Here is an 18,367-nt window from a genome sequence, read left to right as displayed (position 1 = left end):
GTACGGGGCCGGTTCGTCGCTCAGCCGACCTGGGCGGCGATGGTGCGCGCGCACGCCAGGGACTCGGTACGCGTCGTGTCCACCTCCACGTCATAGACCACGCCGTCGTGAACCATCTCCGCCTGCGACGCGGCCATCCCCTGGACCCGATCGCCACGCGCGATCTCGCGGCCCGCGGCGACCGCACCCTCACACCTCACACCGACCCACAGCACGTCCAGCTCGCCCAGAAGCTTCTGCCACCGCTGCTGGGTGGCGGCTCCACCGAGGAAGACGTCATCGACGATGACCCTGGCGCCGGCACGGGCCATGGCCACGACGCCCCGCATCCAGGCCGTCTGCAGCTCCATGAAGTCCGCTCCGACGCTCACCCCGCCGTCCGCGGTGATTTCGAGCCCCTCGGTCGACGCCCGCATCCTCGCGGGCATCGCGTCGACGAACGAGTCGACACCGAACGCCAGCCACGGATCCGGAAGAACAGCCTGCAGGCACCGTACGATCCCGGACTTCCCCGAACTGGAGCCACCGTTGATGATGATCATCTGAGTCGCCATCCGGCCACAGTAGAGCCTCTCCCACCCGACACGAAGCGAATTTCCGAGCCCCTCGGAGACTCGGATCGCGGTCGAAGATCGCGGTGAGTACCGCCGCCTTCGACCGACGGGGGCGCCACCGCTCCCGTCGAATCAGAGGATTTGAGGCTCGGTGCCGGAGATGTCTTTCTGTAGGCTGCCGCGATGAACCGTACTCACCGTGCCATCGGTGCCGTCGTGGGCTCGACGGTGGGCGACGCGCTTGGCGCTCCCTTCGAATTCGGTCCTGCCGGGGCGTTCTCCGCCCGGTTTCCCGTTCCAGGCGGCGTTCCAGGCAGTGTTCCCGGCGATGTTCCAGGCGGTGCTCCCGGCAGCGCTCCCGGCGACGTTCCCGGCAAGGAGAACGAGATGTGCGGGGGTGGCGGCTGGGATGTCGGGGAGGCGACCGACGACACGCAGATGGCCCTGCACCTGGCGGAGTCGCTGCTGGAGCGCGAAGGGCTGGACCTGCCGGATATCTTCGCCCGGTTTCAGCGCTGGGCGGTCTCCAAGCCCAAGGACATCGGGCTGCAGACCAAGGATGTCCTCACCAACGGCATGCCCTGGGACCGCGCGGCCGCGACCCACTTCCAGATCAACCACCGCGCCGCGGGGAACGGCTCGCTGATGCGGGCCACCACCTCGGCGGTCTACTTCGCCCGTCACGGGCAGACCGCCACCATGGACGCCGCCCGCCGCATCGCCGCGCTCACCCACGGCGACCCCGCGGCCTGGGAGGGAACGGCCATTTTCCACGATCTGCTGCGCGTGGCGCTGGAGGGAGCCGACCCCGTCGCCGCGCTGCCGGACAGCCTCGCCCTCGTCGATCCCGATCAGCGCGAGCGATACTCCGTCGTTCTCGCGTCACACTGGCACCCCGACGACGCCACCGAGCCCAACGGCGCCGTCTGGCCCTGCCTCGGCTCGGCGCTCTGGGCACTGCGTACCACCTCCAGCTACGCGGACGCGGTACGCGTCGCGATCGACCTGGGCGGTGACACCGACACCGTCGCCGCGGTAACCGGCGGTCTCGCGGGTGCGGTCTACGGAGCCGACGCGATCCCCGTACGCTGGACCGAACCCCTGCACGTCCCGCTGCCCGGGGCCGGTGAGCGGGTGCTGCGCCTGCCGGAGCTGGTCGATCTCGCACAGCGTCTGGTGAGGTGAGGGTACGGCCTCGTGGAGCAGGCGCGTCGCCGCTGTCCAGGACGTTCTCCTGACGGGCGGAATCCTCGTCACGGGAGGGCGGTCGCGTTGGCGAAGCGGTGGGACAGCTCGCGGAGATGCTGGGCGAGTTCCGGGGGAGATTCGACCTCGAAGTCGACGTCGAGCATGCCTACGGTGAACGCGACGAGATCGAACGAGTCCGTGGCGATTTCCAGCAGGCAGGTGTGGTCGTCGACGGGTGTCACGATTCCGCTGACGCGTCCGGCGATGTCCGTCGCGGAGGCGTGCATCCGCAGCCGGGCGCGGAGTGGCCACATCTCGAAGCCCATCTTTCTGCACAGGTAGGCCGTGACGTCACCGTCGGGTGGTTCCCGGTGGGTGAACCGGGGGCCGTTGGGCGTTCGCAGCGAGATCCGGTCGACCCGGAAGGTGCGCCAGTCGGCCCGTTCGACGTCCCAGCCGACCAGATACCACTTCCGTCCCCAGCAGACGAGGCGATGTGGCTCGACGCCGCGTCGGGACTCGGCCCCGTGATGGCTGACGTAGTCGAAACGCAGCCCCTCGGAAGCGTGGATCGCGGCCGAGATCGCGGTGAGCACCGCCGCCTTCACCGGCGGGCCGCTCTCGGGCGACATCGCGACCACCGCGCTTCTCAGCGCGATGACCTGGTGTCGCAACCGGGACGGCAGCATCTGCTCGATCTTGGTCAGGGCGCGCAGCGAAGCCTCTTCGACCCCCGCCACGCTGTGCAGGCCGACCGTGACCGCGACCGCCTCCTCGTCGTCCAGCAACAGCGGGGGTAGCGAGGAACCGGCTCCGAGCCGGTAACCGCCGGCCGGGCCCATCGAGGCGCGGATCGAGTAGCCCAGCTCACGAAGCCTGTCGACATCGCGCCGTACCGTCCTGGTGGTGACTCCCAGCCGCTCGGCGAGTTCCGTACCGGACCAGTCGCGGTGCGTCTGCAGCAACGACAGCAGTCGCAGCAGTCGAGCGGGTGTTTCCAACATTCCTCCACTATCGCCCCTGTGTAGGAACGGAGCTGTCCTACACGGGGCACAGGGTGGGCGGCATGAGCACAGAAACGCCCTTCCGCATCGACATTCCGCAGACCGAACTCGACGACCTGCGAGACCGCCTGGCCCGTACCCGCTGGCCGGACGAACTTCCCGGCGTCGGCTGGTCCTACGGCGTGAACAAGGACCACCTCGTCGAACTGGTCGAGCACTGGAGCACCGGCTACGACTGGCGGGAGCACGAGGCCCGCCTCAACAAGGTCCCGCAGTTCACCACGACGATCGACGGGCAGAACATCCATTTCCTGCACGTACGCTCGCCCGAGCCCGACGCCACTCCGCTGATCATCACCCACGGGTGGCCGAGCACGGTGTGCGACTTCCTGGACCTCATCGGGCCGTTGACCGACCCGCGGTCACACGGCGGGGACCCGGCGGACGCCTTCCACGTCGTCATCCCGTCGCTGCCGGGCTTCGCGTTTTCCGGGCCGACGCGGGAGACCGGCTGGGGGGTCACCCGCGTCGCGCGGGCCTGGGCCGAGCTGATGCGACGCCTGGGATACCGGCGCTACGGCGCCCAGGGGGGCGACTGGGGCAGCGTCGTCTCCCCGGAGATCGGCCGGGTGGACTCCGAGCGCGTCATCGGCATCCACGTGAACGCGCTGGCCAACGCCGCGACCCCGGCCGATCCCGGCATGCTGGACACGCTCTCGGAGGCGGAGAGGGAGCAGGCCGAGCAGAACGAGATGTGGTGGTACGGCCGCTCCGGCTACGCCACGCAGATGGGTACCCGGCCGCAGACCCTGGCGTACGCGCTCAACGACTCCCCGGCCGGTCAGCTCGCCTGGAACCTGGAGTGGTTCGTGGACTGGGACCCCAGCAGAACCGAGCAGACCTCCGTCGACCGTGACACCATTCTGACCAATGTCACGATCTTCTGGCTGACCGCGACCGCCGGATCGGCGGCCCGGTTCTACCTGGAAGCCGGGGAGACGTGGGGCCGGCCTCCCGAGCGTTCACCGGTCCCGACGGGTGTGGCGAACTTTCCCGGCGACCGGGCGATCCGCGGGCTGGCGGAGTCGTCGAACACGATCACCCACTGGTCTCATCACCCCCGAGGCGGCCACTTCGCCTCGCTGCAGGCCCCGGACCTGCTGATCTCGGACATTCGGCACTTCTTCCGGACCGTATGACCGCGCTGACCGAGCGCGACGGCGGAACGGCGCGGACCGGCCACTCCTCCACGGGGACACCGTCTGCTCCCGCCCCCACCCGGTGAGACGGTGACGAGCGGGAAGAAGAACAGCATGGCTGCCACGAGTGTCGACCATCCGCTCTTCGCCCGCTGTTACGCCCGCATCAGCCGGGTCATGGAGAAGCGAGGGCTGGCCGGACATCGCCAGGCGCTGCTGGAGGGCCTGTCCGGTCAGGTGATCGAGGTGGGTGCGGGAAACGGGCTGAACTTCGCCCACTACCCGTCCACCGTCACGCGCGTGCTCGCGATCGAGCCGGAGCCGCGGCTGCGCCACCTGGCCCGTGCCGCGGCCGTACGGGCACCGGTCCCTGTCGAGGTCCGCGAGGGCCTGGCCGAGCACCTTCCGGCCGCCGATGGCACTTTCGACGCCGCGGTGGCCTCACTGGTGCTGTGCTCGCTGCCCGACCCGCACGCGGCGCTGAGCCAGATGCGCCGGGTGCTGGCTCCGGGTGGGCAGCTGCGGTTCCTGGAGCACGTACGCGCCGACTCGGCAGGGATGAGGCGGGTGCAGGACCTGCTGGACGCCACCGTCTGGCCGCGCCTGGCCGGTGGCTGTCACACCGGCCGCGACAGCGCGCTGGTGATCCAGCAGGCCGGGTTCACCATCACCGCTCTGGAGCGCTTCATGCTGCCCGCGGTGCGTACACCGATGTCCTTCCTCATCCGGGGAACGGCCTACCCGACCGCATGAGTGCCTGGTAAGCCGACGACGGGCGGCGTATCGAGTCGGAGCCCGGGCATTTCCCCGCACCGCGGGGTGGCTTCCCCAAGGAGCGCCGTGCTGCCACGATACGGTCCGCTATCAACAAGGAGGACGGCACGATGAAGTATCTGATGCTGATTTACGGCAACGAGGAGATCTGGAACGCCCTCGCGCCGGAGGACATGGCGAGTCTGATCGCCAAGGTCGACGGGTTCAACGAGACGCTGCGCGAGTCGGGAGAGCTTCTTGAGTCCGAAGGGTTGATGCCCAGGCCGCGATCGGTTCGGTGGGTGGGCGGTGACGCGGTCGTCACCGACGGCCCGTACGTCGAGGCGAAGGAGTTCGTCGGCTCCTACTTCGTGGTCGAGGTGGACGACGAGGAGCGGGCGCTGGAGATCGCGCGGGCCTATCCGGGGACGCTGTACGGCGGTGGCCTGGAGGTGTGGCCGCTGATGGGACGTGACTGGGCGAGTGGCGAGATCTGACGAGCCTTTCGAGCCGGATGAGCCGGTCAAGCCGGATGAGCCGGTCGAAGCGGACGAGGCGGTTGAGTCGGCTGGGTCGGTCGAGGAGCTGCTGAGGTCGTCGGCGTCCCGGGTGCTCGGTTCGATGGTGCGCCGGTACGGGGACTTCGACCGTTGTGAGGACGCCGTGCAGGAGGCGCTGATCACCGCGGCGGACGCCTGGTCGCGCGACGGTGTCCCGGCCCGCCCGCTGGGCTGGCTCAACAAGGTCGCGGCGAATCGGTACATCGACCGGGTTCGGGCCGACAGCGCCCGGGAGCGTCGGGAACGGGCTGCTCTCGACGCCATGCCGCGCGACGCTCTGGTCGCGCCACCGCCGGACGCAGAGGTGGCCCGTGACGACCTGCTGGAACTGCTGTTCCTGTGCTGCCACCCGGCGTTGACGGTCTCGTCGCAGCTGGCGCTCACGCTGCGGGCGGTCGCCGGACTGACCACCGGCGAGATAGCGGCGGCCTTCCTGGTGCCGGAGAAGACGATGGGGCAGCGCGTCTCGCGGGCCAAGCAGCGCCTGCGGGAGGCCGGGGCGCGGTTCGAGCTGCCCCCGGATCCCGAGCACGGGCCTCGGCTGCGGGTCGTGCTGCACGTGCTGTACCTGATGTTCAACGAGGGCTACAGCGCCAGCTCCGGCTCGGACCTGCGTCGGCCCGACCTCACAGGACAGGCCGTCAATCTGGTACGGCGGCTGTACGCGCGGCTGCCCGACTCCGGCGAGGTCGCGGGCCTGCTGGCGTTGATGCTGCTCACCGAGGCACGCGGCGCGGCGCGTACGGGCCCCGACGGGGTGCTCGTGCCGCTGGAGGAGCAGGACCGGTCCCGCTGGGACGCCGAGGCCATCGCGGAGGGGACCGAGATCCTCACCCGTACGCTCGCGACCCGCCGGCTCGGCCCGTACCAGGTCCAGGCCGCGATCGCGGCGATACACGACGAGGCGCCGTCGGCCGAGGCGACCGACTGGAAGCAGATCCTGGAGCTGTACGAGATCCTGGAGCGCCTGCACCCCAACCCCGTCACCACCCTCAACCGGGCGGTCGCGCTGGGGATGGCGCGCGGCCCGCGTGCCGGACTGGCGCTGCTGGACGAGCTGGAATCCGGGATGCTCGCCGGTCATCACCGGCTGCTCGCCGTCCGCGCCTACCTGCTCGACCAGGCGGGGGAGACCGCTGCCGCGTCCTCGGCGTACCGGGAGGCCGCACGTCTGGCCGGTAGCCGGCCCGAGCAGCGGTTTCTCCTGCTGCGTGCCGCCCGCTGCGCGAGCTGAGCCGACCGGCGGCGAGATCGCGTCGTCCGGTGGCGTGAACCGGTAGCCGGCCCGGGCAGCCGGTCGCGCCACCCGCCGCGCGAGCCGGACCGACCGACCGCGAGATCGCGTCGTCCGCTGTGAGAGCCGAGGCCGCGAAGAAATATTTGCGCGGGCAGGTAGAAATCCGGTCCGCGGCTCCGATCCTTCACCGAGCGGACCCCAGCGGGGGGCCGCCGGAACGGGAGCGAAGCGATATGACAAAGGTGACGGCACAGATGTCGGTGTCCCTCGACGGCTACTACGCCGGTCCGCGACACACCGGCGAGCGGTCGGGCTGGTTGCAGTCTGAGGAGGCCGCGGGCTTCTTCCGGGTCACCCGGTGGGTGATCGACGCCACGGCCTGGCGCGAGCGGCAGGGCTTCGCGGGCGGTGAGAAGGACGTCAACTCCGACATCATCGCCGAGTCGTTCGAGGCCGCGGGGGCCTACGTCATGGGGCGGAACATGGCGGACGGAGGCGAGGTTCCCTGGGGTGACGAGCCGCCGTTCCGCGCGCCGGTGTTCGTCGTGACCCACCGCTCCCGCGAGACCCTGATGCGCCGGGGCGGGACGAGCTTCACGTACGTGACCGACGGCGTCGCCCGCGCGGTGGAGCAGGCACGCGCCGTCGCGGGGGGCAAGAACGTGGCGATCGCCGGAGGCGGCACCCTGCTGCGCCAGGTGTTCCAGGCCGGTCTGCTGGACGAGCTGGAACTGCACATCGTCCCGGTGGTGCTCGGCAGGGGGATGAGCCTGTTCGGCGCCGACATCGGCGCGGGCCTGGGCGCGGGTCCGGGGACCGACCTGGGGGCGGGGCTGGGCGCGGGCGCGAGGCCGGGCGCCGATCTCGGACTCGGCCTCCCGGAGAAGGAGGCGATCGAGCTCATCCCCACCAGGGTGATCCACACCCCCGAGGTCACGCACATCCGCTACACCGTGAACGGGAGGGCCGCCCTCGTTCTCGACGACCGAGGCAGCGGGCGTTCAGATCTTCTGAGCTGAGAGGGACTCTCCGCCGACTTCCCCTTGGCGTGGTGGATCCCGCGGTCGCTCCGGTGACCGAGGAGACCTTCAAACCTTCTCCGCCACGCCGAAGGGGCTGTCGATGGCGTACCTCCAGTACCCGTCCTGTCCGCGCCGGGCGACGTCGGTGGCGGTGCCCTGGAAGTGCACGGGCCGGCCGTCGCGGTCCGGGCCGTCGATCACCCAGTCGACGATCAGCAGGGCGAGGTCGCCCGTGGTGTGGACGTGTCGTGGCCGGACGGTGATCGGCAGTCCCAGGTCCAGGAAGCGGCCGTTGGCGGCGTTGATCTGCTCTCCGGTCAGCGGCGCGCCCGATTCCGAGACGAACACGGCGTCGCTCTCGTAGATCTCCGCCACCGCCTCGGCGTCACCGGCGTTGAAGCGCTCGGCGAAGACGGTGGGCACATCCTCCGGACGTTCGGCAAGCTGTCGCATCATCGCTCCGTTTCGGTAGAAACAACTCGGACGCGGCAACGCTAGGAGGCGCCTTCGTGGCTCACCAAACGGTTGGTTATTCGGGCCTGCCCGACCATCCCCACGCGAACGTCACAGAACCCACCCCGTCATGTCCGGTGGAGATCACCCTGGCGGCCCTGCACGGACGCTGGACGACCCTGATCATCCGTGAACTGCTGCGGGGCGACCGTACGTTCAGCGAGCTTCGCCAGGCGCTGCCCGCACTGTCGGACAAGGTGCTGTCCGATCGGCTCGCGCACCTGGCCGAAGCCGGTGTGCTGGATCGCCACCGCCGCCCCGACTGGCCGCCCCGGGTGCGCTACAGCCTCACCCCCCGCGGGCGCGATCTCGGCCCCGTCCTCCAGGCACTGTGGGACTGGGGTGCGCCGGACACGTGAATCGCTTCGACCGTTGTCGCCAGGGTCACCGGCGGTCTCGCCGACGCGATCTACGGAGCCGACGCGATCCCCGCGCGCAGGACCGAACCCTGTACGTCCCCCCGCCGACGGCCGGCCGTTGGCAGGGGCATGGCTACTCGGTGACGACGGCGTCTCGCGGGCCTCCGTAGACGGGGTTGTCGTCGTAGCGCTCTTCCGTGACGAGCAGGCGGATCACCCCCTCGGCGTTCTCCTCCGCCTCCCAGACGATCCAGTCGTCACCGACGGGCTCCTCCTGCGTACGCTCCTCGCCGAAACCTCCGGGGTTCCCCGGCGGGACGGCCATGATCAGGAAGATGACCTTCCTGTCGCGTTTCCTGAGCTCCGGCAGGACCTCGCCGACGGTCTTCTCGTCCACCCGGAAGCCCTCCAGCGAACGGCCCTTGAGCGTCGCGCTCCGGAATTCCGCGCTGCCCTCCCCCCGGGCGGAGGCGGGTGCGGGCACGCAGGGCGCTACCGGCCCTTCCATGAGATAGGTGGTGGTGTCGCTGCCTTGCCCGCTCTCGGGGGCGCTGATGGTCCAGACGAAGGTCTGGCCCGGCCTGAAGAGCTTGGTGTCGATCCGCATCTGCCAGCCGTGCTTTTCGCCGGGGATGTTCTCCGGCAGGCTGTATAGACCTCGGGGGATGTCCGTCACATGCTTACCGCGCGGTTGGCGGCACTGCCGCCCCCAGGGAACGTAGTCGACGACGGCGGGAACATCGAGGTCCTTCAGCCGCTTCTCCAGGCCCGCCGCGTCACGGAAGTCGCGGACCTGAATGGTCACCGTCCCGTCGGCGGCCTTGGTGACGGCCCAGGAGCTCGACGCTCCGAAACCGTTCAGGCCCACCATCGACCCCGTGGCGAGCGCGACCGCGGCCGTGAGTCCCAGGGCGAGCCTTCGGGGAGCGTATCTGCGGGTCCTCGCCACCGTGCGCGGCTCCTCCGAGGTGATCGCGGCCAGCAACGCTCGCGCCTCCGCGTCGTTCGGGTCACCTCCCCGCCTGCCAGGCGCGACCCTGGCCAGCGACTTCACCGCCTCGATCTCGTCGATGTCCTTCACAGCGACCTCTCCGTCGGTATCAACCGGCTCTCTGACGTGAAGTGGACCTCGGCCTCCGCGAGGGCTCGGGAAAAGCGTCTGCGGGCACGGTGAAGCCTGATGCGTACGGCATTGCGCGACACCCCGAGCGCTGTCGCGATCTCCTCGCGATCCAGGCCCTCCCAGGCGACCAGCGACAGCAGCTCGCGGTCCTCGTCGGACAGGGTCAGGAAGACCTGGCCGATCGCCCCGAGCTCGACCTTGCTGTCCGGGGAGTCTCCGTACAGGTCGGCCATCTTGGCATCGAGCTCGGTGCGGCGCGCCCGTCGGCGGTTGTCACCTCGGTAGTGGTTGGCCAGTATCTTGCGTGCCACGCCGTACAGCCAGAGCGTGGCCTCCTCTCCCTCCGGCAGCTCGTCCACCCGCCGCCAGGCGGTGGTGAAGGTCTCCGCCACGACGTCCGCCGCGTCCTGTGGCGAATCGCAGCGGCGCGCGGCATAGGCCGTGATCTGGCCGTAGGCCCGGTTGTAGACGGCTTCGAATCTGACCAGCCGCTCGTTGTCCACGGGCGGTCCCATGGCGACTCTCCTCATCAACTCACTTGACTGACAATCCTCCTTATGTGTGCTGATGAGACATCATTTCCGGTTGCCACGAAAAAGCTGTCCCGTCTCACCACGCCTTACTCGACGCGAGGGGTGTGAGCAGGTCAGACGCGATGGCGGGTGCGTGTCACCGTGAACCGCCGCCACGGTGCCGAACGTTCACAGCGGTTTGTGTCGGTGGCCGCCGCTACAGTCCCGCACTGTTGGCCGTTGACCTTCCGCCGAGGAGACCGCATGACCGAGCCCGATGTGATGATGGCCAGGATCGGCCAAGCCGCCGATCTGGGCAGGCGGGGTGAGCGGGAGGCCGCTCGGAAGCTGTTCTCCGAGCTGTGGGAGGAGATCGGGGTGACGGGCGACCCTCTGTACCGGTGCGCTCTCGCTCACTGGATGGCCGACGTCCAGGACGAGGTGAAGGAGGAGTTGCTCTGGGACCTTCGCGCCCTGGAGGCGGCCGACCTTGTCACCGACGAGCGGGCCCGGCAGGTGGGTGTCGCCGGTTCCGTGAGCGGCTTCTACCCCTCCCTGCACCTCAACCTGGGTGACGCCTACCGAAGGCTCGGTGACCTCGACCGGGCACGCGACCACCTCGAACGCGGACGCGCCGCCGTTGGCGCACTCGATGACGACGGGTACGGGCAGATGATCAGGCAGGGCCTGGACCGGCTCGCCGAACGTCTCTCAGCCGACTAGATGTCCGTTTCGCGATAGGAGGCCCGGCCGGACCGCGATGATCGTACGGTCGGACGCATGAGCATCGAAGATCGAAAGGTCGGCTGCGGGGAGGGCGGGAAGAAGGACGCTCGCCGGGCCGGGCTCCGGGCATGGGAACGGGGAGCAAGACGGGGGCGGGACGCGCCGGACGGAGCCTCCGAGGAGTCCTCAGGGTCTTCAAGGTCCTCAGAGTCTTCGGGGTCCTCGGGGTCCTCGGGGTCCTCGGGAACACGGTCGCGGGGACGGGTTCTCGCGTCGGTCGCCGTGCTGGTGGCGGCGCTGCTCGCGTTCCCCGCCGTCGTACCCAACAGCGTGGGCAATCTCGGCAGCCTGCTGGAGACCTTCCTGCCGTGGGCGGGCCTGGCCGTTCCCGCGCTGCTGTGTCTGGCGCTGCTGCGCCGCTCGGTCCTCGCGACGGTGTCCCTGGTGCTCCCCGCGGCGGTCTGGGCCATGGTCTTCGGCGGGCGGGCGCTGCCCGCCGACCGGGAGGCGGCGGGCGATCTGACCGTGCTCCAGCACAACGTCGGCGAGGAGAATCCCGACCACGAGGGGACGGCGCTCGCGCTGGCGAGGGCCGGGGCCGACCTCATCGCCCTGGAGGAGCTGACGCCTGCCGTCCGGCCCTTCTACGAGGACGTTCTCGCCTCCGGCCACCCCCACCGCGCGGTCGTGGGCACCGTCGGCCTCTGGTCCAGGTTCCCCCTGGCGGACGCGCGGCCGGTGGACATCAGGCCCGCGGACGTCGGACCCGACTGGAACCGCGGTATGCGGGTCACCGCGCGGACGCCACAGGGGGACGTGGCCGTGTACGTCGCGCATCTTCCCTCGATCCGCATCCGGCCGTCGGACGGTTTCGGGTCCGGCCGCAGGGACGAGAGCGCCGCCGCGCTGGGTGCGGCCGTCGCCTCGGAAACGCTGGACAGGGTCGTTCTGCTGGGCGACCTCAACGGCACCCTCGACGACCGTGGCCTGGTCCCGCTCACCTCGCGGATGGTCTCGGCGCGGAGGGGGTTCGGTTTCAGCTGGCCCGCGACCCTCCCTCTCGCCCGGATCGACCACGTGATGACCCGTACGGCGGTCCCCGTCGCCGCCTGGACCCTGCCCGCCACCGGCAGCGACCACCTGCCGCTCATCGCCCGCGTCGATCTCTGACGGCTCTTCGGTGAGGGTGGGGGAGCGCCTCCGGCCGTCGGAACCCGGTTATCCGGGCTTGGTTATGCTCGGGCGGTGAACTCCCCGAGAACGCTCGTACTGTGGGACATCGACCACACGCTGATCGATGCCGGAGGCGTCACCGCCGACACCTACGACCACGCGCTGCACGCCACCACCGGCCGCAGGATGGAACACCCGGTGAGCGTGGCAGGGCGGACCGAGCGGGCGATCATCTCCGAGATCCTTCAGATGCACGGCGTCGAGGTGTCGGACGAGCTCCTCGACTCCTTCTACGTCGCCCTCGCCGAGGCGTTCGTGGTGCGCGAGGCCGTCATGCGGGAGCGCGGCCGGGCTCTGTCGGGGGCACGCGAGGTGCTCGCGGCGCTGGCGGAACGCGAGGACGTGGTGCAGTCGGTGCTCACCGGCAACACCGAGGCGGTCTCGATCGGCAAGCTCACCGTGTTCGGGCTGGACGGCTTCGTGGACTTCGAGGTGGGCGCGTACGGCACCGACCACGAGGACCGCGCCGCGCTGGTGGCCGGCGCGCAGCGGCGCGCCGCGGACAAGTACGGGGACTCCTTCACCGCACGCAACACCGTGCTGATCGGTGACACGCCGAACGACGTCCGCGCGGGTCATGAGGGTGGAGCGAGGGTGATCGCGGTCGCCACCGGCTTCAACGACGCGAACGTCCTGAGCGAGGCGGGTCCGGAGCTGGTGCTGGAGGACCTCGCCGACACCGACGCCGTCGTACGGGCCGTGCTGGGCGTGTCGGACCGGACGGGCGGATCAGCGGGGTGAGCCGGTGGGCACCGTCTCGGTGTCGATCTCGGTGTCGACGAGGCGAACCAACTCGGGAAGGACCGTGCCCAAAGGGGCGTCGACGGTGAGGGTCGCGTAGCCGTCGCCCCGGGTCGGGCCCTGGTTGACGATCGCGACGGGGATGCCGAGCTTCGCGGCGTGCAGCACGAACCTGCGGCCCGACATCACCGTCAGGGACGACCCGAGGACCAGGAGCAGTCGCGCTTCCTCCACGAGGGCGAAGCACGCGCGGACCCGCTCCGTGGGAACGGTCTCCCCGAAGAAGACGACGTCGGGCTTGAGCATCCCTCCGTCGCACGCCCGGCATCCGACCACCTGGAAACCGTCGATCTCCTCGTCCGGCAGTTCGACGTCGCCGTCCGGGTTGATCGCGGTGGGCAGGGCGCCGAAGCGCGGGTTCGCCTCGGTCAGGCGGTGGTCCAGTTCCTCGCGCGGGCTGGAGTGGCCGCAGCCCAGGCAGACCACCTCCCGCAGGTTTCCGTGCAGCTCGATGACGGACCGGGCGCCGCCCGCCTGGTGCAGGCCGTCGACGTTCTGCGTCACGATGCCGGAGACCAGGCCCCGCCGCTGGAGGGACGCGACCGCGCGGTGGCCGTGGTTCGGCGCGGCCTTGGTCATCGCCCGCCACCCGATGTAGCTGCGGGCCCAGTAGCGCCGCCTGGCCACCGGATCGCCGGTGAACGTCTGGTAGGTCATGGGGGTGTGCCGGTTCAGGGTTCCGCCAGGTCCCCGGTAGTCGGGGATCCCCGACTCCGTCGATATCCCGGCCCCGCTCAGCACCAGGACGCCGCCCCCGGTCAGCAGTCTCGCCAGTGTGCTCGTACCCTCGCTCACCCCTCCATGCTGCCCCATCCGTACGGGTCGGGCGGTCGCGGGGCCCGCCGCGTCTTCCTGGGTGATCTCGTCCAGGCCGGCGAACGCCAGGCGACCGACGGGTACGGGACCGTCTCAAGGTCGCTGCGTCTCAAGGTGGCAGGAAGAAGTCACCACGGGTGTGGTGGTAATGTCGGCGAGATGAATCGGGAACGGCGAGACCGCCTGCGGGACGCGGCCATCGAGGTGCTCGCGGAGACCGGGGGACGCGGCCTCACCCACCGGGCCGTCGACGCCGCCGCGACCACCCCGCCCGGCACCGCGAAAAACTACTTCCCGACCAGAGACTCCCTGCTGCGGGCGATCGCCGAGCGCTGTGTCGAGCTGTACCACCAGGTGCCGGCAGGGGAACCCGTCGATCGGGACGGTCTGGTGGCCATGTTTCGCGGACTTCTGGAGAACGTCGCGGGCCCCGGCCGTTCTCGTCTGCTCGCCTACTTGGAGCTCCAGACGGAGGCGGCGCGCAGGCCGTGGCTGGCGACCATACTCGACGCGATCGCGGCCGCCGACTTCACCGACTTCGAGCGGGCCCAGCGCGCCGCCGGGTTGCCCGTCACCCCGCGTCGCGCCGCCGCCGTCACGCTGGCCCTGCACGCCGCCGTCCCGCACTTGCTGGCGGGCGGCCACGACACCCTGGCCGCCGCCGGGCTGAACGATCTCGATCGGTTCGTCCGGGACCTCCTGGACACGGTCTACGGACGGGATCAGGAGCCGCCGGAGCCGGCGTAGGCGGCGCTGAGGCGCTCGAACGCGCCCGGCCCTTGGTGCGGCTTCGGCGGGGCGCCGAGGTGGCGAACGCGGAGCTCGTCCATGAGCTCCTCGACGAACGCCGGACCCTCGTCGCGCATGAGCTGTTGCCGGCTGCGGAGCTCGGCGCTGCCGGAGGTCCAGTCGAGGCCCCAGTTGCCGAGGGCGTAGATGATCGGCAGGGTCTGGATGCCGGCTTCGGTGAGGCTGAAGCGCGCGCGCTGCCCGCGGCCCGCGGCGCCGCGGGTGAGGATCCCCGCGTCGATGAGCCGCTTGAGGCGGTCGGCGAGGATGTTCGAGGCGATGCCCTCGATCGACCCGGTGAGCAGCGCGCGGAAGTATCGGCGGTCGCCGAAGATGATGTCGCGCAGCACGAGCAACGACCAGCGATCTCCGAGCAGCTCGACGCCGGCGTTGATCGGACACCCGGACCGTGGTTCCACGACTCCTCCTTGACGGTTGTTTCGTTGCCAATATAGTAGTTGCAAAATGCAAGCACTATGGGGAAGGGGAGCTGATGGGTCGCTTCCTTTATTGGATGAACGTGTCCCTCGACCTGCGGATCGAGCAGGTTCCCGGGGACAACGGGGCCGGCGAGTGGCTGCGCATCGGCGAGGAGCTGCACCGCGAGTTCAACGCGCGGGCGCGGGCGCTCGCGATGATGGTCCAGGGCCGGGTCATGTACGAGACGATGGAGGAATTCTGGCCGCGGGCGCGCGAGGACGCGTCGCTGCCGGACTTCCTGCGTGAGTACGGCGAGATCTGGACCGCGGCGCCCAAGGTGCTCGTCTCCCGCACCCGCCACAGCGCCGATCACGACACCCGGATCATCGGTGGAGACGACGCGATCGAGCAGCTCGCCGCTCTCCGTGACCAGACCGACGGCACCATCGGTGTGGGCGGCGCGGCGCTCGCGACGCAGCTGCTCCGGGCAGGGCTGCTCGACGAGTTGCTGCTCTTCACCCATCCCTCGATCCTCGGCTTCGGCAGGCCGCTGTTCGACGACTACGACCTGCCGATCGATCTCGACCTGCTGGAGCAACGATCGTTCGAGCAGGGCGTCACGATGCATCACTACGCCGTCCGGGACGCGAAGGAGACGAGCTCGTGCTGAAGCAGGTCGCGGAGGGTGTGTGGGTCCACGAGAGCGAGTTCGTGCGGACCAACACCGTTGTGGTGCAGGGCCGGGCCGGTGTGCTGCTCATCGACCCCGGCGTGACCGGCTCCGAGCTCGACTGCCTCGCGAACGACCTTCGTGAGCTGGGCCGGCCCGTGGTGGCGGGGTTTTCCACGCATCCGGACTGGGACCACCTGCTCTGGCACGCCCGGCTCGGCGAGGCGCCCCGTTACGGCACGGCACGCTGCGCGGCCACGATCCGAGAGCAGCTGTCGGAGGCAGGCGCGAAGGACCGCATCGCCGACCACCTGCTCGAAACGGAGATCGCCGGGCAGGTGCCGATGGACCTGCTGGGCCTCATCACCGGCCTGCCCGCGGAAACCGCCCGGATCCCCTGGGACGGCCCTGGGGTCCGGATCGTCGAGCACCAGGCGCACGCCCCTGGCCACGCGGCGCTGCTGATCGAGGAACGCGGGGTTCTCGTCGCCGGCGACATGCTTTCCGACGTCCTGGTTCCGATGCTCGACATGGAGGCCACCGCCGACCCGATCGAGGAATACCTCACCGCGCTGGCCCTGATCGAGGACGTGGCGGACGGCGTTGACGTCGTCGTCCCCGGCCACGGGTCCGTCGGCGGATCCGACCAGGTGCAGACACGGATCGACCGGGATCGGGCGTACGTACTCGCGTTGCGAGACGGCCACGTCCCCGCCGACCCACGGGTCGGCCCATCGGCCAAGCCCGGCTGGGAGTGGGTGAGCGACGTGCACGAAGGGCAACTCCAACGCCTCGCCCAACGAAGCGAGCGCGAAGGGACGCCCCGCTAGCGACCGGTGTGCGGCACGACGCCAAGAGGGAGGACCGCGCGTCGGTCGCGCACGTCGCGATCGCAAGCATGATCGGGGCGCGTTCCGGCCACTGCTGCGGATGCAAGCGGACGGCACCCCGGACTCGTGAACAGCGCCGGATGCTGCATTTCTCGCTGTTCTATTAGCGCTACGTATTTAATGGTGCTTTAGGTGGGATAGGTAGATAGGGGATGCTGCTGAGATTGGCGGTGTTATGAAAAATATATTGATTGCCAGGTAGTGGCGAGTAGTCGCCTATACCCTCGCTCGGGAGGCTTTCCGGCTGTCGAAAATTTGAGGAAAGATGGTCTCTCCGCGAGGACACGAACAGAATGCGCCACAAGGGGACTTCGGGGAGGCATGGCTGGAAGTGGTCGCCGCGGGCTGCGGTTTCCTGCATGGGCGACCCGCGACCCTGGACCTGCAGAAGGCGGACGTACAGCTTTTTCAGCGCGGTGTTCAGCATGGTACGTACAACCCGGCTGTTCTCATTCAGGTCAAGACCACGGTAGACCTGCGCCGGGACGGCGGAACATACAACTATGACCTGGACATCGAGACCTATGACGTGTTGAGGCGAGATGATCATGCGATCCGGCGGATACTTGCCGTCATCGGAGTATCAGAAGGCGGTGAGAACGTGCGCCTGCACGCGGACGGAACGCTTCTGGTGGGGCGTGGCGCATGGGTCTCGCTGGAGGGCATGCCGGCATCCGACAACGCCAAGACTCAGGTCGTACGTCTTCCGGCCGCTCACACCCTGGATCGCCGTGGGCTTCACCTGATGTTGAGCACCTATGGGGTCCGCAGGTCGACTCCCGTGCCGGACGTGGACGCATGGGGGACGGCGTGAGCGGGTCGCATGACATCCCGGGGGAGAAGGGGGCGTCGGTTCCCTCGCTGTCCGTTTTCGCTGACTATCTCAGGGGAGCCGGATGGGTCCTCGACGACGATGACGGCCGGACAACGCTGTGGCGGTCCCGCCTGTCCGATACGGAAACGAACGCGCGAGTCGTTCTTCCGGTCAGTCAGGAAGTTCGTGACTACGCCGGTCGTATCAATGAGGCATTGAGGGTGTTGGCCTATGTGGAGCAACGGCTTCCACAGGAAGTGGCCGCGGACATGAGTTTCGGTGGTGCGGACAATGTGTCCGTACGGCTGACCCCGAACGCTCCAGCGGGAGAAGCCCCCTTGCTCGTGGCGCATTCCGCCATATCCGCGCTGCGGAACTACGTGATCGCATCGGCTGCGGCCCTGGACGCAGACTCCCTTGTCCTTCCTCCCCGCCGTCCGCAACGAGCGGAATCCTATGCCGCTCAGGCCCGGATCTCCACGCAGCCCGGAAGCTTCGTTCTTTCCCTGTCCCTTCCGCTGGAAGACGCCTACACGGAGACGGTGTCGCCGCCGACAGTCGGTCAGGAGCAATTGCTGGATGTTCGCCCCCTGCCGTTCGGTCGCAAGGTGACGAGTCGGATGCTCGCCGCGGCCCAGAAGGCTCAACGCCTCGCGAGAGAGGTCGGCGAGGGGGACAAACCGCTGTCGTCTTTCGGGCACCCCGGTCAGGGGGCCGCCAACGCGACCGAACTGGAGGCGTTGAGCTGTCTGGGAGGGCCGGATCATGACGTTTATCAGATCCGCTTCTCGCAGTCACCGCTCGCCGCAGGGTCCCACGAACCCACCCGCCTGAGGATCACGCCTGGTCAGCAAAGAATCCTTGGGGAGGCCGCGGACTTCTTGCGGACGAGACAACCGAGGGCGGGTGTCACGGTTATCGGTCTGGTGGTTCGCCTGTTCCGAGAAGGAAAGTTCGGGAAGGGCGAAGTGGTCATCCAAGGGATCGACGATGACACGGGGAGCGCGAGGAGGTTCCGCGTCGAGTTGGACGAATCCGATTACAGGTTGGCGGTGAGAGCCCACGGGACCGGTCTTCAGGTCACCGCCACCGGTGATCTCGACATTCGCGGAACACGCCGCTCTCTTCGTCGGCTCACCTCTTTCTCGGTGTTGCCGGGAATCGACGACGAATAGCGGGCCGGG

The 18,367-nt window shown here is 69.2% G+C and carries 22 protein-coding genes; 15 read left to right on the top strand and 7 right to left on the bottom strand.

The window, feature by feature from the left end:
* Window positions 1-20 precede the first annotated feature (20 nt).
* Window positions 21-554 (bottom strand): chloramphenicol phosphotransferase CPT, encoded by a 534-nt coding sequence (gene cpt, locus ABZ664_RS34150; RefSeq protein ID WP_362519543.1) that lies wholly within the window; start codon window positions 552-554, stop codon window positions 21-23.
* Window positions 555-737: 183 nt separating this feature from the next.
* On the opposite strand from cpt, the gene ABZ664_RS34145 reads away from it, so the two are divergent.
* Window positions 738-1,739 (top strand): ADP-ribosylglycohydrolase family protein, encoded by a 1,002-nt coding sequence (locus ABZ664_RS34145; RefSeq protein ID WP_362519541.1) that lies wholly within the window; start codon window positions 738-740, stop codon window positions 1,737-1,739.
* Window positions 1,740-1,807: 68 nt separating this feature from the next.
* Here ABZ664_RS34145 and ABZ664_RS34140 read toward each other — a convergent pair whose 3' ends face one another.
* Window positions 1,808-2,746, bottom strand: a complete 939-nt coding sequence (locus ABZ664_RS34140; protein ID WP_362519538.1) for a YafY family protein — start codon at window positions 2,744-2,746, stop codon at window positions 1,808-1,810.
* Window positions 2,747-2,808: 62 nt separating this feature from the next.
* Between ABZ664_RS34140 and ABZ664_RS34135 the strand changes: the two genes are divergently transcribed.
* The 5 genes from ABZ664_RS34135 (at window position 2,809) to ABZ664_RS34115 (ending at window position 7,514) form a co-directional block, all read left to right on the top strand.
* A complete protein-coding gene (locus ABZ664_RS34135; RefSeq protein WP_362519535.1) occupies window positions 2,809-3,945 on the top strand; it encodes an epoxide hydrolase family protein in 1,137 nt (378 codons plus the stop codon).
* 114 nt (window positions 3,946-4,059) lie between these two features.
* The gene (locus ABZ664_RS34130; protein WP_362519532.1) at window positions 4,060-4,698 is read left to right on the top strand and encodes a class I SAM-dependent methyltransferase; all 639 of its coding nucleotides are present in this window, start codon (window positions 4,060-4,062) and stop codon (window positions 4,696-4,698) included.
* A 131-nt stretch (window positions 4,699-4,829) separates the two neighbouring features.
* Window positions 4,830-5,195: a YciI family protein gene (locus tag ABZ664_RS34125; RefSeq protein WP_362519529.1), complete on the top strand. Its 366-nt coding sequence runs from the start codon at window positions 4,830-4,832 to the stop codon at window positions 5,193-5,195.
* The gene (locus ABZ664_RS34120) at window positions 5,182-6,492 is read left to right on the top strand and encodes a sigma-70 family RNA polymerase sigma factor (protein WP_362519526.1); all 1,311 of its coding nucleotides are present in this window, start codon (window positions 5,182-5,184) and stop codon (window positions 6,490-6,492) included. The genes ABZ664_RS34125 and ABZ664_RS34120 overlap by 14 nt, the downstream gene beginning before the upstream one ends.
* Before the next feature lie 236 nt (window positions 6,493-6,728).
* The gene (locus ABZ664_RS34115) at window positions 6,729-7,514 is read left to right on the top strand and encodes a dihydrofolate reductase family protein (RefSeq protein WP_362519523.1); all 786 of its coding nucleotides are present in this window, start codon (window positions 6,729-6,731) and stop codon (window positions 7,512-7,514) included.
* A gap of 69 nt (window positions 7,515-7,583) precedes the next feature.
* Here the strand turns inward: ABZ664_RS34115 and ABZ664_RS34110 are convergent, their stop codons facing one another.
* Complete coding sequence (locus ABZ664_RS34110) at window positions 7,584-7,973, bottom strand: DUF4440 domain-containing protein (RefSeq protein ID WP_362519520.1); 390 nt, start codon at window positions 7,971-7,973, stop codon at window positions 7,584-7,586.
* Window positions 7,974-8,026: 53 nt separating this feature from the next.
* On the opposite strand from ABZ664_RS34110, the gene ABZ664_RS34105 reads away from it, so the two are divergent.
* Window positions 8,027-8,389 (top strand): helix-turn-helix domain-containing protein, encoded by a 363-nt coding sequence (locus tag ABZ664_RS34105; protein WP_362519517.1) that lies wholly within the window; start codon window positions 8,027-8,029, stop codon window positions 8,387-8,389.
* 133 nt (window positions 8,390-8,522) lie between these two features.
* On the opposite strand, the gene ABZ664_RS34100 is transcribed toward ABZ664_RS34105, so the two are convergent.
* Together ABZ664_RS34100 and ABZ664_RS34095 are read right to left on the bottom strand one after the other, a co-directional pair.
* A complete protein-coding gene (locus ABZ664_RS34100) occupies window positions 8,523-9,470 on the bottom strand; it encodes a hypothetical protein (RefSeq protein ID WP_362519513.1) in 948 nt (315 codons plus the stop codon).
* Window positions 9,467-10,027 (bottom strand): sigma-70 family RNA polymerase sigma factor, encoded by a 561-nt coding sequence (locus ABZ664_RS34095; protein WP_362519510.1) that lies wholly within the window; start codon window positions 10,025-10,027, stop codon window positions 9,467-9,469. Before ABZ664_RS34095 ends, ABZ664_RS34100 begins: the two co-directional genes overlap by 4 nt.
* Window positions 10,028-10,288: 261 nt before the next feature.
* Between ABZ664_RS34095 and ABZ664_RS34090 the strand changes: the two genes are divergently transcribed.
* From ABZ664_RS34090 to ABZ664_RS34080, 3 genes are all read left to right on the top strand, one after another.
* On the top strand, window positions 10,289-10,747 hold the full coding sequence (locus ABZ664_RS34090) for a hypothetical protein (RefSeq protein WP_362519507.1): 459 nt from the start codon (window positions 10,289-10,291) through the stop codon (window positions 10,745-10,747).
* A 285-nt stretch (window positions 10,748-11,032) separates the two neighbouring features.
* Complete coding sequence (locus ABZ664_RS34085; RefSeq protein ID WP_362519503.1) at window positions 11,033-11,920, top strand: endonuclease/exonuclease/phosphatase family protein; 888 nt, start codon at window positions 11,033-11,035, stop codon at window positions 11,918-11,920.
* A gap of 75 nt (window positions 11,921-11,995) precedes the next feature.
* Window positions 11,996-12,724, top strand: coding sequence for an HAD hydrolase-like protein (locus ABZ664_RS34080; RefSeq protein WP_362519499.1), 729 nt, complete (start codon window positions 11,996-11,998; stop codon window positions 12,722-12,724).
* Here the strand turns inward: ABZ664_RS34080 and ABZ664_RS34075 are convergent.
* A complete protein-coding gene (locus ABZ664_RS34075; RefSeq protein WP_362519496.1) occupies window positions 12,713-13,597 on the bottom strand; it encodes an NAD-dependent protein deacetylase in 885 nt (294 codons plus the stop codon). The genes ABZ664_RS34080 and ABZ664_RS34075 overlap by 12 nt on opposite strands.
* Window positions 13,598-13,759: 162 nt before the next feature.
* Here ABZ664_RS34075 and ABZ664_RS34070 point away from each other — a divergent pair, with 162 nt between their 5' ends.
* The gene (locus ABZ664_RS34070) at window positions 13,760-14,347 is read left to right on the top strand and encodes a hypothetical protein (protein WP_362519493.1); all 588 of its coding nucleotides are present in this window, start codon (window positions 13,760-13,762) and stop codon (window positions 14,345-14,347) included.
* Here ABZ664_RS34070 and ABZ664_RS34065 read toward each other — a convergent pair.
* On the bottom strand, window positions 14,323-14,808 hold the full coding sequence (locus tag ABZ664_RS34065; protein ID WP_362519490.1) for a helix-turn-helix domain-containing protein: 486 nt from the start codon (window positions 14,806-14,808) through the stop codon (window positions 14,323-14,325). The two genes, ABZ664_RS34070 and ABZ664_RS34065, sit on opposite strands and share 25 nt — an antisense overlap.
* Window positions 14,809-14,903: 95 nt before the next feature.
* Between ABZ664_RS34065 and ABZ664_RS34060 the strand changes: the two genes are divergently transcribed.
* From ABZ664_RS34060 to ABZ664_RS34045, 4 genes are all read left to right on the top strand, one after another.
* Window positions 14,904-15,479, top strand: coding sequence for a dihydrofolate reductase family protein (locus ABZ664_RS34060; RefSeq protein ID WP_362519486.1), 576 nt, complete (start codon window positions 14,904-14,906; stop codon window positions 15,477-15,479).
* Complete coding sequence (locus ABZ664_RS34055; protein WP_362519483.1) at window positions 15,473-16,309, top strand: MBL fold metallo-hydrolase; 837 nt, start codon at window positions 15,473-15,475, stop codon at window positions 16,307-16,309. The genes ABZ664_RS34060 and ABZ664_RS34055 overlap by 7 nt, the downstream gene beginning before the upstream one ends.
* Before the next feature lie 325 nt (window positions 16,310-16,634).
* The gene (locus tag ABZ664_RS34050; RefSeq protein ID WP_362519480.1) at window positions 16,635-17,183 is read left to right on the top strand and encodes a DUF4365 domain-containing protein; all 549 of its coding nucleotides are present in this window, start codon (window positions 16,635-16,637) and stop codon (window positions 17,181-17,183) included.
* Window positions 17,180-18,358: a hypothetical protein gene (locus tag ABZ664_RS34045; RefSeq protein WP_362519477.1), complete on the top strand. Its 1,179-nt coding sequence runs from the start codon at window positions 17,180-17,182 to the stop codon at window positions 18,356-18,358. The genes ABZ664_RS34050 and ABZ664_RS34045 overlap by 4 nt, the downstream gene beginning before the upstream one ends.
* Window positions 18,359-18,367: the final 9 nt, after the last annotated feature.

Origin of the sequence: Streptosporangium sp. NPDC006930, from assembly GCF_040635605.1 — a bacterium.
Lineage (GTDB): Bacteria > Actinomycetota > Actinomycetes > Streptosporangiales > Streptosporangiaceae > Streptosporangium.
This window is presented reverse-complemented; position numbering and strand designations above follow the sequence as displayed.